The 13511-nt window shown below is 55.3% G+C and carries 12 protein-coding genes and 1 pseudogene; 5 read left to right on the top strand and 8 right to left on the bottom strand.

Annotated features, from left to right (window positions below; all coding sequences use genetic code 11):
- Positions 1-116 precede the first annotated feature (116 nt).
- Entirely contained in the window at positions 117-1376 is a 1260-nt protein-coding gene (locus tag BG910_RS09605; RefSeq protein ID WP_089037229.1) for a glutamate-5-semialdehyde dehydrogenase, read from the top strand.
- A 471-nt stretch (positions 1377-1847) separates the two neighbouring features.
- On the opposite strand, the gene BG910_RS09600 is transcribed toward BG910_RS09605, so the two are convergent.
- The 7 genes and pseudogenes from BG910_RS09600 to istA all read right to left on the bottom strand — a co-directional run bounded on the left by BG910_RS09600 (position 1848) and on the right by istA (position 8833).
- Positions 1848-3389, bottom strand: coding sequence for an L-lactate MFS transporter (locus BG910_RS09600; RefSeq protein ID WP_089036640.1), 1542 nt, complete (start codon positions 3387-3389; stop codon positions 1848-1850).
- Positions 3390-3564: 175 nt separating this feature from the next.
- A pseudogene (locus BG910_RS09595) lies at positions 3565-4327 on the bottom strand (DNA adenine methylase).
- Positions 4328-4381: 54 nt separating this feature from the next.
- The gene (locus BG910_RS09590) at positions 4382-5227 is read right to left on the bottom strand and encodes a DNA cytosine methyltransferase (protein ID WP_089036639.1); all 846 of its coding nucleotides are present in this window, start codon (positions 5225-5227) and stop codon (positions 4382-4384) included.
- Positions 5196-5393, bottom strand: coding sequence for a Com family DNA-binding transcriptional regulator (locus tag BG910_RS09585; RefSeq protein ID WP_089036638.1), 198 nt, complete (start codon positions 5391-5393; stop codon positions 5196-5198). The genes BG910_RS09590 and BG910_RS09585 overlap by 32 nt, the downstream gene beginning before the upstream one ends.
- Positions 5394-5567: 174 nt before the next feature.
- Positions 5568-6506: an SGNH/GDSL hydrolase family protein gene (locus BG910_RS09580; RefSeq protein WP_089036637.1), complete on the bottom strand. Its 939-nt coding sequence runs from the start codon at positions 6504-6506 to the stop codon at positions 5568-5570.
- A 79-nt stretch (positions 6507-6585) separates the two neighbouring features.
- Positions 6586-7314 carry an IS21-like element helper ATPase IstB gene (istB, locus tag BG910_RS09575; RefSeq protein ID WP_332457770.1) on the bottom strand — a complete coding sequence of 243 codons (729 nt, stop codon included), beginning with the start codon at positions 7312-7314 and terminating at the stop codon, positions 6586-6588.
- The gene (istA, locus tag BG910_RS09570) at positions 7301-8833 is read right to left on the bottom strand and encodes an IS21 family transposase (protein ID WP_089035300.1); all 1533 of its coding nucleotides are present in this window, start codon (positions 8831-8833) and stop codon (positions 7301-7303) included. Before istA ends, istB begins: the two co-directional genes overlap by 14 nt.
- A gap of 64 nt (positions 8834-8897) precedes the next feature.
- Here istA and BG910_RS09565 point away from each other — a divergent pair, with 64 nt between their 5' ends.
- Complete coding sequence (locus tag BG910_RS09565) at positions 8898-9059, top strand: DUF3486 family protein (RefSeq protein WP_232462192.1); 162 nt, start codon at positions 8898-8900, stop codon at positions 9057-9059.
- Between the two features lie 89 nt (positions 9060-9148).
- Positions 9149-10636: a hypothetical protein gene (locus BG910_RS09560; RefSeq protein ID WP_089037228.1), complete on the top strand. Its 1488-nt coding sequence runs from the start codon at positions 9149-9151 to the stop codon at positions 10634-10636.
- On the opposite strand, the gene BG910_RS09555 is transcribed toward BG910_RS09560, so the two are convergent.
- Positions 10619-10831: a hypothetical protein gene (locus BG910_RS09555; protein WP_089036636.1), complete on the bottom strand. Its 213-nt coding sequence runs from the start codon at positions 10829-10831 to the stop codon at positions 10619-10621. The genes BG910_RS09560 and BG910_RS09555 overlap by 18 nt on opposite strands.
- A gap of 87 nt (positions 10832-10918) precedes the next feature.
- Between BG910_RS09555 and BG910_RS09550 the strand changes: the two genes are divergently transcribed.
- A complete protein-coding gene (locus tag BG910_RS09550; RefSeq protein WP_089036635.1) occupies positions 10919-12424 on the top strand; it encodes a DUF935 domain-containing protein in 1506 nt (501 codons plus the stop codon).
- Positions 12421-13326, top strand: coding sequence for a phage head morphogenesis protein (locus BG910_RS09545; protein WP_089036634.1), 906 nt, complete (start codon positions 12421-12423; stop codon positions 13324-13326). Before BG910_RS09550 ends, BG910_RS09545 begins: the two co-directional genes overlap by 4 nt.
- The last annotated feature ends 185 nt before the right edge of the window (positions 13327-13511 follow it).

Raw genomic sequence — 13511 nt, 5'->3', positions numbered from 1 at the left:
CGCCACATAGCCATTACAGCCGCCCGATACGCCGCACCACAAAAGGCCGTCTGAAAACCCGTTTCCCATCGGGAAACCAACTTTCAGACGGCCTCAACCGCAAGGAAAACCCCGCCATGCAAAACATCCGCGATTACGTCCGCCAAACCGCAAGCGCCGCCAAAACCGCGTTTTACGCCGTTTCCACCGCTTCCGCCGCACAGAAAAACGCCGCCCTTCTGCGCACCGCCGAACTCATCAAACAACACGCCGCCGACATCCTCGCCGCCAATGCGCAGGATATGCAGCAGGCCGAGCAAAAAGGACTGGAACCCGCCCTGCTCGAGCGTTTGAAACTTACCGAAAACACCGTCGAAGCCATGTGCGAAGGCTTGCGCCAAATCGCCGCCCTGCCCGACCCCGTCGGCGAAATGGACGAATTCCGCATCCGCCCCAACGGCCTGCAAATCGGCAAAATGCGCGTGCCGCTCGGTGTCATCGGCATCATTTACGAATCGCGCCCCAACGTTACCGTTGACGCGGCGGCTCTGTGCCTGAAATCGGGCAATGCCTGCGTCTTGCGCGGCGGCAGCGAGGCGTTCCGCAGCAATATGGCCATTGCCAAACTCATCACCCAAGCCCTTCGGGAAAACGGTCTGCCCGCCGCCGCCGTGAGCCTGATTAAAAACACCGACCGCGAAAGCGTCGGCGCCATGCTGCAAAGCCCCGAACTCATCGACGTCATCATCCCGCGCGGCGGCAAATCGCTGGTTGCGCGCATCGCCGCCGAAGCGCGCGTTCCCGTGATCAAACATCTCGACGGCATCTGCCACGTTTACATCGATCAAGCCGCCGACACCGAAAAAGCCCTCAACATCGCCATCAACGCCAAGACCTCGCGCTACGGCACCTGCAACACCATGGAAACCCTGCTCGTTCACGAAAAACGCGCCGCCGAAATCCTGCCCCTGCTCGCCGCCAAATACGCCGAAAAAAGAGTCGAATTGCGCGGCTGTCCGCGTACTTTGGCCATTCTGCCCGATATTCAGACGGCCTCCGACGAAGATTGGGACACCGAATACCTCGCCCCGATTCTCGCCATCAAAATCGTGGACAACCTTACCGAAGCCGTTGCCCACATCAACACCCACGGCAGCCGCCACACCGATGCCATCGTGACCGAAAGCTACACCGACGCCCAAACCTTCCTGCGCGCCGTCGACAGCGCGAGCGTGATGGTGAACGCTTCCACCCGTTTCGCCGACGGCTTCGAATACGGCCTCGGCGCCGAAATCGGCATTTCCACCGACAAAATCCACGTCCGCGGCCCCGTCGGCCTCGAAGGCCTGACCTCGCAGAAATGGATTGTGTTGGGCAACGGGCAGGTGCGCGGGTAACGCCGTTCCGATAAAAACAGGCCGTCTGAAATTTTTTGGTGTCGCTACACCCAAATTTCAGACGTCTTTTTCATCCGAAATAATTCCTACCAAAACCATCACAATCGTTCCATTTCCACCACACATTACATAAGCGCCTGATAAATTTACACAACAACGCTTTTCAACACTGCGCAAACCCGTTACTATGCAAGGCATAACATCTCACAATAATTTGCGCAAACACGATTTAAAAAATAAATCCGCGCAACCTTGCAACACAAATAGAAAGGAAACTCGATATGCAACACCGCAGACGACTGGCTGTTTTCCAAGCCGCGAAACGTGCCGCATTCAACGGCAAACCTACCGCGCCGTCGGTTAAAACCGCGCACTGATCCTCAGGGCGTCGGAACGCTGTAAACGCCCTAACCTATACACAAAGGCCGTCTGAATTTCAGACGGCCTTTTTCCAATTTCACTTTTTTCACTTTACCCAAACAAATCCAGCGCTTTCACAAACACCATCACCATGCCGTAAACCAGCGGGATGCCGACCAGCGCCCAGCGCCACCACACGGAAAAGCCGCCGTGCGACACGCTTTCGCCGACCAGATAGGCATCGGAAACGGCGGTTTCCTCGTCGGGATTGCCGCTGTGGGCGGCGGTTTTTATGTCGGTTTCGTGATGTTTTTCGTGAACGGCTCTTACGCAGAGGTTGCACAGCAAGCCCAACACCAGCAGCGTGGCCATGATGTACATTGTGATGCTGTACGCCTCAGCGGCGGGAACGCCGCTGTCGATCTGGCTTTGGCGGATGTAGTTCACCAACACGGGGCCGGCGACGGCGGCGGTTGACCAGGCCAATAAGATTCGCCCGTGAATCGCGCCGACTTGGTAGGTGCCGAACAGGTCTTTCAGGTAGGCGGGAATCGCTGCGAAGCCGCCGCCGTACATCGACATAATCACGCAAAAGCCGATGATAAACAGCGCTTTATTGCCGCTTGCTCCAATCGGCGGCACGGCGAGATACAGTAGTGCGCCCAAAATGAAAAAGACGGTATAGGTATTTTTGCGGCCGATTTTGTCGGAAACGCTCGACCAGACAAAACGCCCGCCCATGTTGAACAAACTCAACAGACTGACAAAACCCGCCGCCGCACCCGCGCCGATGGCGGCCTGCGCGCCGACGGAAGTTTCGGAAAACAGCTCCTGAATCATCACCGAAGCCTGCCCCAATACGCCGATGCCGGCGGTTACGTTCAGGCACAACACCCAAAACAGCAGCCAAAACTGCGGCGTTTTCATTGCCTGATTGACATTGACGTGGCTGTTGCTGACCAGTTTGCTGGCGGATCTCGGCGCGACGTAACCCTCGGGTTTCCAGCCCTCGGCGGGGATGCGGATGGTAAACGCGCCGAACATCATCAGCGCAAAATACACTGCCGCCAACACCACAAACGTCTCCGCCACGCCCACCGAAGCCGCGCCGGCAAAGCGGTTCATCAGCGCCACCGACATCGGCGAAGCCAGCATCGCGCCGCCGCCGAAGCCCATAATCGCCAGCCCCGTCGCCATGCCCGGCTTGTCGGGAAACCATTTCATCAGCGTCGAAACCGGCCCGATATAGCCCAAACCCAGCCCGACGCCGCCAATCACGCCGTTGCCCAGATAAAGCAGCGCGAGGTTGTGGGTCGAGACGCCGAGTGCCGAAACCAGAAAGCCCAAGCTGAAACAGCAGGCCGCGACAAACATCGCTTTGCGCGGGCCGACGCGTTCCATCCAAGTACCGAACAGCGCCGCCGACGCACCCAACACCGCCAGCGCGATGCTGAAAATCCAGCCGACCGTCGTCAGCTTCCAGTCGTCCGCGGCGGATTCGGTAATGCCGATGATTTTGGTCAGGGGCGCGTTGAACACCGAATAGGCGTAAATCTGGCCGATGGAAAGGTGTACCGCCAAAGCGGCTGGCGGCACCAGCCAACGGTTGAAACCCGGCTTGGCAATCGTGGCCTCACGGTCTAAAAATTTCATGGATACCTCGTTGAAGTGTGTGGAATATCGGAAAGGGGTTTCAGACGGCATGATGAAGCCACGCGAGAAAAAGCGCGCTGGATTTTGAGAAAATAGAAAATATATTTTATTACACTCAATGAAAATCTGTTACAAAAAAGCAAGAGCAGTTTGGAATTGCCCTTGCTTTTTTTATCTACCAATTGCAGATGACCAGCTCCCCGCTGGTCTTTTGCGTTTTGTCGCGGGCAACCGAGTAAGCCAGTTCCAGTCGATGAATACGGAAGTCTTTGAACAGCTCCCGAATATCCGGGTGGTCGTTGATGGAAAGCATGACCTTACCTTTGCACTCGCTTGACCAGCAGTTCGTACTGCGCCCAATCAAAGGCTCTGTCGTAACCTGCCGTCTGCCAATACGGTGGGTCGGCATAAAAGAAGGTGTGCTCGCGGTCATAGCGTTTAAAGCATTTTTCCCACGGCTCGTTCTCGACAAACACGCCATTGAGCCGCTGCTGCGCGGATTTTAGGCGGTCGGCAATATCGGCGGCGGTAAAGCCGCGGCCGGTGGTGGCCGTGCCGAAGTGGTGGTCAACCGTTTTACCGCCGAAAGCGGTGTGTTGCAGGTAGAAGAAGCGTGCGGCACGTTGGATGTCGGTCATCACATCGGGCGGCGTGGATTGCAGACGGGCGAACACTTCGCGGCTGGTCAGCGCCCATTCGAACTGGCGCACGAACTCGTCGAAGTGGTGTTGCACCACGCGGTAAAGGTTGATGAGTTGGCCGTTGATGTCGTTGAGCACTTCGCATTTTGCCGGTTGCGGCCGCAGGAAAAACAGGGCCGCGCCGCCGGCGAAAAGCTCCACATAGCATTGGTGTTCGGGAAACATGGGCAGCAGGTGTTTGGCCAAGCGGCGTTTGCCGCCCATCCACGGTACGGGCGGTTGCGGTTTGGGTGTCATTTTGACTCCTTATATATAGAGTAAAAGGCACTTGCGGTGCTCGGTATCGGTTAATCAGAATGTACTGATGAGTTTTTCAGCAATCCATTGTGCGACTTTCGGACAGATGGCGTTTCCGGCAGCCCGAGCCTGAGTAGCGTCGGCCGCATCCAGTCCGCGCCGAAGCCCATAATCTTCAGATGCTCGCTGCCGCTCAACCATCTGATGCCGGCTGTCGGCGACAGCAACGATATTTCCGCCCGAGATGTCGATACTTGTCCCGTCGGCGAAACCTGCAAGCAGCGTAGGATGAGCGTCCGCCCACGGGCTGCCCGCTTCCGTCTGGCCAGATACGCGCTCCATTGGTCCGGCATCACCCAGCAGCCCAACCGGGGGCAGCTCTCGAAAACCTGCGACCACGAATATTCGGCGGCGTTTAGTGGGGACTCCGAAATAACGGCTGTCCAGCACCCGCCAAAATCCCACATACCCGCATTCGGCAAGCGTTTCAAGTACCGTTTGGAAGTCGCGGCCATCGTTTGAAAAGAGCAGTCCGGGGACATTTTCAAGCACCAGCCAGCGCGGTTGAAGGGTCTGCACGATGTGCATTGCGTCGAAGAACAGCCCCGTGCGTTTTCCGGCAAGGCCGCGTCGTTTACCCATTGCCGAAACGTCTTGGCAGGGGAAACCGCCGACGATAACGTCTGTTCGGGAGAGTGCGGGCAGGCAGGTACGCACGTCTTCGTGCTGTTCAGCATGGGGGAAGCGGTCGGCGAGAACGGCGCGGCAGACCGGGTCGATTTCAACCTGCCACGCGGTGCGGAATCCTGCGGCTTCGAAGCCGAGGTCGAATCCTCCGATGCCTGCGAACAGGCTGCCAACGGTGGGTTCAGGCCGTCTGAAAAAGGTTTGAGCATCCATTGTTTCCTTTCGGATTCGGATGCTCGGCGGCATTCTGGGTTGTTAAAGAACCAAACCGGTTGACTGTCTTGCAGCGTGGGCATTTGATTTCAAAGTCGCCTGTGCCGACGGCCAGCAGTTTGCAACAGTTGCTGCATTCGCAGCGGTTTTTGTAACGGTGTTTCATTTTTCGGGCATTCCTTATGCATTAGTGATAAAATACCGCTGCCTCGCGAGGTGGCGGCTTTGGCTAATGCAGACTATCCCTGCCAGGCCGGCGTATCGGTGTTGCTGCACCGGTGCGCCGCCGTCTTAATCTTTCTAAAGGCTGTCTGAAAACCGTTTTCAGACAGCCTTTTGTCTAAACGATGCCTGCCGATTTAATCATATCGACAATGTTCCTGACGGCTTTCCACGCCACCGCCGGAGCCATGTGTTTTCCGCCGTCTTTACTGACGGATTTCGGCATCACGCCTTTGGCAACGGCCGCCGTATCATCGGGCGTTTTGGAAATGCCCGTTTCGGCAAACGCTTCGTCAGATAATACAAACCGCTCCAAATCATAGACAAACCGCCCGTATTTCTTGCGTATCCACTCGTTCAGTTTGCGTATCTCCTCACGCTTGCCGTCGTCGTAATCGTAATTGCTCCACAACGTGCAGATGACAAACCGTCCGCGTTTAAAGCACTTCGTGATTTTTTCGATGATGGGGATAGTCTCTGCTGCCGTTTTGCCGTGATTGATGTCGTTTTTTCCTACGGCGATGATTTGGATACAGTTTTCGAAACCGCTCCACGACTCTACACGGCCAGCGTATGACTGGTCGGTAAATACCGGAGTAGTCTCACGCACGTTGTCGGTACTCGTCCAAATTGGATTAGACGGCACACCGACTATCGTCCCCTTGCGTCCGTTGGACAAAAAGTAAGCCTTGCCGTTGACTACATCTACCTGCGTCGCACCGGCCAATGCCACCTGTACGCTGACTTTGCCGCCGTGTTCCGGAATTTCACCGCCCGGGAAAGTGATTTCGGGCGTTAATCCGCCGTTAATCATCAGCGTATACTCTGCCACCTGTCCGCTCATACCGGTAGTGAAGGCTTCGTAGCCGTTTTGAGGTGCATAGATATTTAAGCCTTGCGCGTTTGCCAAGCCCGATTGCAGCGTGTTGCCCTGATACAGGTCGACGGCGGTTGAAGAGCCCGTTGTTACGATCATGGTGCGCGGAACTGCTGTCGACGCATTGATATTGCGGTAGCTGGCCGATTCCCACGGTAGCCAGCGGTTGTTTTGATACACCCTGAATCCCGTCCGACCGTAAAACGTGTCAATTCCATTCCAAAACTGAGCCACAGTTGTGGTCTAAAATTGAGCCACCCTATGAGCGGTGTTTCATCCGGTAAGAATCATTGCCCGTCTCAAAAATATCGCAGCAATAAGTCAGGCGGTCCAGTAAAGCACCCGTCATCTTTTCATCCATAAACAGCTTCACCCATTCGCTAAAAGCCAAATTGGTCGTCATGACAATACTCGTCCTTTCATGCAGTTGACTCATCAGATGAAACAGCAGCGCACCGCCTTTCTGACTAAACGGCAGATACCCCAACTCATCAAGAATCAACAAATCGTACCGACATTGCTGTTCGGTCAGTTTCAGACGGCCTTCGTCTTTGTCTGCTTCCAATTTGTTGACCAAGTCCAGTACATTCCAAAAACGTACCCTAAATCCTTGTGTCGCAGCTTCGATACCCAGTGCTGTGGCAATGTGTGTTTTACCCGTACCCGGTCCGCCTACCAACACCACATTACGCTTTTGTCTGATATAGCCCCCGCCCAACAGCAGTTCCAAGGCCGGACGGTGTATCAAACTCTGCTCAAAATCAAAGTCGGCCAAACTGCGGTGTTGCGGAAACCTTGCCTGGCTAATCCGGTTTTGGGTGCTTCTTGCTGTTTTGGCTATATGTTCGGCAGTCAACAACCGCTCCAGAATATCCAGCGTACCCCGTTTGCGACGGATGCCGTCCACTACGATTTCATCCCATTGCTCCGCCATCGCACCGAGTTTCAATTCTTTCAGCAATCCAACCAAACGTTCATGCTGCATGATGTTTCTCCTTCACCGTATCCGTTTGTTTGCCCGACAAACTCAGTAAGCGGTCATAACGGCTGCAATCAACTGACGGCGGGACGGTAAGTGGGATGTCCCTGATATGGAAACGGGGTGAAGGCGGTTCTTTCAGACGGTTGATGATGTTCAATACCGCCTCCGGTGTCGGCATACCTTCGTCCAATGCCAATTCCGCCGCCGTCAATGCCAAGTCAGCATCGTATTCGGCCATCAGGTTCAGCAGTTTGACCATCACCCTGTCTCCTTTGGGCTGTTTAAGCAAACAGGCTTTCAGTCGCTCTATGACGGGCGGCAGCACCCAGCCGATAAAAGCCCTGCCGTCTCTTAACGCGCCGGGTTTCTTTTGCAGATAGGGCAAAAAATGCCAAGGGTTATAGCTGATGCCGTCCTTCACAAAGCTGCGCGGATGTTCGGCAATGCAGTCGGTATCGCTACAAAAGCGGACGGTCTGTGCGCCGATATAAGCCCTAACCGTATTGCCCGCCCATTCGACCGGTACGCTGTAACGGTGACGTTCGACGGTAACCAAAGACTGGTTGCTGACTTTGAGTATCTCCAAACGTTCTGCCGGATAGGGACGGAAAGCGGCCAACGAATGCTTCTCCCTTTCCCATATGTCGGTAACCGGCTGCCTGTATTCGGGATGTTTGTGCTGCTGCATCAGCCGTAGGCATTGCTGCTGCAGGTAGTCGTTGAGAGAGGTGAAGGAATCAAAAGCCAAAGTCGGTTTGAACAATCTTTCACGTAGGTAGCGTATCTGCCTTTCGACCTGCCCTTTCTCCCAGCCGGAAGCCGGGGTACAGGCAACCGGTTCAATGAGAAAATGGGTCATCATCTGTAAAAACTGCGCGTTAAATTCCCTCTCCTTACCTTTGCCGATGCGGGTAACGGCGGTCTTCATATTGTCGTAGATACCGCGGGTAGGTACGCCGCCGAAGAAAGCGAATGCGCGGTTGTGCGCATCCATCAACATATCGGCTTTCTGATTGGGATAAGCACAAATGAAAAAAGCCCTGCTGTGGCATAAGCGGAAATGGGCGATATTCACCTTGACGGTCTGTCCGGCCAAACAAACGGTTTCGATACTCCAGTCAAACTGATAAGCATCACCCGGAGCAAAAGCCTGAGCCATAAAGACCGGAACTGGTTTGGGTTGGTGCTGTTGACGGAATTTGCGGATAAATGCGGCAACGGCGCTGTACTGTCCGGTATAACCGGCATCTTTGATGCGTTCGAAATGCCGGCGTGCGGAAAGGTGTTGCTGTTTGGGCAGTTTGGCTTCTTGGAGCAATTGTTGGGCTAATGCGTCAAGAAAAGGACCGAGCTTGGGGTAATGGGTTTGTTCTCTGCGGTAGACGGGGGGTTCTACGGTGGCGTGCTGCAGATATTTAGCGACTGTATTGCGGGAGAGTTTGAGTTGTTTGGCGATTTCACGTTGTGAGAGTTTCTGCCGGTGAAAAAGCCGGTGCACTTTTGCGATGGTTTCCATACATAACATCCAGGTTGGGCTCCGCTGTGTGATAAAGCGGAGCAGTTTATAACAAACGGAGAGTGGCTCACTTTTGGAGCACAACTCCCCATTTCCCTGGCTCAGTTTTGCACGATATTTAACAGCCAAAGTACAGGCCGCCGCCGAAGACGTGGCCAAACAGGCCAAGAAAGGCGGCTTGTCGGAAGAGTCGGTTGAGGCCATCCGCAAGCATATTTTAGGGATTGCATCATGAGGAGGCCGTCTGAAAACGAACGCAGCGAGTTTCTGCGAAGCAAAAACGAACAAACCGTCCCTTTATCAAATAAAGGGACGGCAAGCAGAATGCTTGGCGAAGACCGCACCCCTGCGGTCTTGCTGCCGTATCAGCAGGCATGGTGCGCCGACCAATCGCCCGTGAAGCTGTGCGAGAAATCGCGCCGTATCGGTCTTTCTTGGGGCGAAGCAGCGGATACCGCATTGCTGGCCGCGTCCGCCAAAGGCATGGACGCATGGTATATCGGCTACAACAAAGACATGGCCTTGGAATTTATCCGCGACTGCGCGGGCTGGGCGAAGCACTACCAACTGGCGGCGGGAGAAATCGAAGAAACCGAAGAAGTGTTTGTCGAAGGCGACGACCGCCAATCCGTGTTGGCCTTCGTTATCCGCTTCGCATCGGGCTTCCGCATTACCGCCTTATCCAGCCGCCCGAGTAACCTACGCGGTAAACAGGGCCGCGTGATTATCGACGAAGCCGCCTTCCACGAGCAGCTTGGGGAATTGCTCAAAGCAGCGATGGCCTTGCTGATGTGGGGCGGTCAGGTACACATCATTTCCACGCATGACGGTGTGGACAACCCATTTAACGAGTTGATTAACGACGTTCGCGCAGGGAAAAAGCCATATTCCATCCACCGCATCACTTTTGACGACGCGGTTGCAGATGGCCTATACCAACGTATCTGTCTACGTTTAGGCCGTGAGTGGTCACCCAATGGTGAAGTTACATGGTGCAAGGAAATCCGTGATTTTTACGGCGAAGATGCCAGCGAAGAGCTGGACTGTATTCCGAAAAACGGCGGCGGCAAATGGCTCAACCGCGCTTTGATTGAAAGCCGCATGACGCCATACGCGCCGGTTATCCGTTACGACCAAACCGACGGTTTCGGCCTGTTACCCGAACCGCGCCGCGCCCGTGAAGTGGCCGACTGGATTGAAGAAACTCTGCAGCCGCTGCTCGACGGTTTGGATAAAACCCTCGTTTCCTTTGTCGGCGAGGACTTCGCCCGAAGCGGCGACCGCACCGTGATCGTGCCGCTGTTGCAAAGCAAAGACCTGATTTTGAAACCGCCGTTTATCTTGGAACTCGGCAATATACCGTTTGCCCAGCAGGAACAGATTATGCAGCACTTGTTGGCCAATCTGCCCAACCTGCGCGGCGCGGCCTTGGACGCACGCGGTAACGGCCAATCGCTGGCCGAAGCCATGCGCGACGCATTCGGCGCGGAAGTGGTGGAAGCCGTGATGCTGTCGGAAAACTGGTACCGCAGCCACACCGCGCCGTTCAAGGCCGCGCTGGAAGACGGCACGCTCGACGGCTTGCCGCGCGACGAAGACATCCTTGCCGATTTGCGTGCCTTCGAGCTGGTTCGCGGCGTACCGCGTATCCCCGATACCCGAACCAAAGGCACGGACGGCAGAAAACGTCACGGCGACGCGGCTATTGCCTTGGTATTGGCGCATTACGCCAGCCGCGAACTGAATGCAGGGCCGGTGCGCGTGGCCAGCCGGAAAATCAAACGCCGCAGTCTTTTAACCCGCAATTTTTAAACCAAAAAAGGAAATCGAAATGAAAAAGGTATTGCCTGCTTTGCTTTTGGCTGCGATCACGACACCTGCTTTGGCAGCGGTTGTTGTTGCACGCCCTGTCATTACTCCTCCGATTGCAGTACGTCCGGCAGTAACGGCTCCGGTCACCGCAAAGCCCGTAATCGCACCCAAACCGATACAGAGGCAGCGTGCCATTGTTGTTCCCGCACCGATACCTGCTTCTTCTCAGGATAAATGCAGATTGATCAAGCCGTGTAAATAGGCCGTCTGAAAGAAACCATCATGGCAAAACCCCATTTCAAACTCAAACTGAACGGCAAGGGCGTAACCTTCAAACCCGAAGACCTGAGCAGCCATATCGCCGTATCACGCCAGTTTCTAGGCGGCTTCAACGGCTGGCTGCCCAATCCCGACCCGATTTTGCGCAAAGCGGGCAGGCAAATCTCCGTGTACCGTGAGCTACTGCACGACCCTTTGGTCGGCAGTCTGGTACGCCGCCGCAAAGCCGCCGTCGCGCGGCTGGATTGGCAGCTTACAGGCGACGACGTCCCGGAAAACGTCCGCCAATTCGTCGAAAACTGGCTGGCCGAAACCGATGTTTACCGTCTGATTAAAGACATTCTCAACGCGCCGCTATTCGGTTATCAACCCATCGAGCTGATTTGGCAGCAGGATACGCAGTGGCTGCCATCTGAAATTGTGGCCAAGCCGCAGGAATGGTTCGGGTTTGATGGACAAAACGAGTTGGTTTATACGCAAAACGGCCTCAAGCAAGAGCCGCTGCCGCCGTATAAATTCCTCTGTCCTACCCACGAAGCCGATTATCTCAACCCCTACGGTTTGGGCGATTTGGGCTTGGTGTTTTGGCTGGTTACCTTCAAGCGCGGCGGACTCAAATTCTGGGTGCAGTTCACTGAAAAATACGGTGCGCCGTGGCTTATCGGCAAGGAGCCGCGCAGCAATACCGCCGACGACACCGAAAAGCTGCTCGACGCGCTCGAAGCCTTGAGCGCAAACTCGGTTGGTACGATTCCCAACGATTCCAGCGTGGAAATCCACGAAGCCAGCGGTAAATCCTCATCGGTCGATGCCTACGACAAGCTCATCCGCTACTGCCGCAGCGAAATCAACATCGCGCTGCTCGGCCAAGACCAGACCACCGATAAAGACACCAACCACGCCAGCGCATCGGCGGGTTTGGAAGTGACCGACGACATCCGAGACAGCGACAGCCGTATCGTGGAAACTACGTTTAATCAACTGATTGCATGGGTGGTGGAACTGAATTTCGGCGATGTTCCTGCGCCCAAGTTCGAGTTGTTTGAAAATGAAGAAGCCGGCACCAAAGAACGTGCCGAACGGGATAAAACCTTGGCCGATTCGGGCCTGAAATTTACGCCGCAATACTGGAAACGCACCTACGGTTTGGAGGATGGCGATATTGTCGAACAGGCGGAAAGCCCGGTCATGCCGTCTGAAAACGAACGCAGTGAGTTTCCGCGCAGCAAAAAACCGTCGGCCGACTTTGCCGAGCATAACCACACCGATGCAGGCTTAATCATCGACACGCTCGCGCCCGATACAGGCCGTCTGAACGCACAAGGCCAAGCCTTAACCGCTGTTTTGGCCGCCGAAATTCAAAAGGGCGAAACCGAAGACAACATCCTTGACCGCCTGGCCGAAGCCTTTCCGAATACGGACGATGCCGACCTGCAGAACGAGCTGGCGCGGGTATTGTTTCTGGCCGAACTGGTCGGCCGCATCGAAGCGCGCGGAGAGCTGGCATGAATCCCGAAGACATCAAAGCCGTGTTCGGCATGCAGCCCGAAGCGGCGGTCGAATACCTGAAGCAAAAAGGCGTGGACGTGTCGTGGGATTGGCAGGATATGCTGGACGACGCGCACGCCACCGCGTTTACCGTGGCCAAAACCGCAGGCATGGACGTGGCCGAAGACATCTATAAAGCGGTAGTTCACGCGGCTGAAAACGGCGAGACCTTGGAAGAGTTCACCCGCCAGCTCACGCCCGTTTTGCAAGGAAAAGGCTGGTGGGGCAGACAAGAAGTTACCAATCCTGACACAGGCGGCATTCAGACGGCCACGCTCGGCACGCCGCACCGCCTGAAAACCATCTACCTCACCAACATGCAGTCTGCCTACATGGCAGGCCGCTATGCCGAGATGATGGACTCGGTAGACACACACCCGTATTGGCAATATGTGGCCATCAACGACAGCCGCACCCGCGACAGCCACCGCCTGCTGCACGGCCGTGTGTACCGTGCCGGCGACCCGGTTTGGGACACCCTGTATCCGCCGCTCGATTTCCGCTGCCGCTGCCGCGTGCGTCCATTATCGCGTGCAGCAGGCGAAGCCAAAGTGTTACCCAGCCCGATGCTGGAAACCCAAACCGTCGACATCGGCACCAACGAATACACAGGCGAAGAACGCTACGCCCAACGCACGGGCATCCGCATCGGCGGCAAATTCGTCGCCCCCAGCGCAGGCTTCAACGCCAACCAAGGCCAAGCCATGCTCTCGCGCATGGCTTCGGTGGCGGTGCAGAAAGCACAGGCCGTCCACCCCGACATCGCCCGTATCGCACTCAAAACCATGATGGGCAACGCCAAATTCAAAGCAGCATTGTCAGCGGCGGAACTGGCTTGGGTACTTAATTTACTTAAAGGATAAAAATGGTACATCTTGACTTATCGGATAAAGACCAAGCTTGTGAAATTAAAGTTGACCACACCGTCGGTTTAAACAGCGTCTTACTTATACATAGAGACATTACCATCAGAATAGATGGCCATCAGGCATTCATTCTGATGAAAAACCTAGCCGATTTATTTAATTGCGACGTAACGGAAAACGAA

Source organism: Neisseria chenwenguii (assembly GCF_002216145.1).
GTDB classification, from domain to species: Bacteria; Pseudomonadota; Gammaproteobacteria; order Burkholderiales; family Neisseriaceae; genus Neisseria; species Neisseria chenwenguii.
Note: the sequence above shows the minus strand (reverse complement) of the source record. Positions and strands in the feature narration are given on the sequence as shown.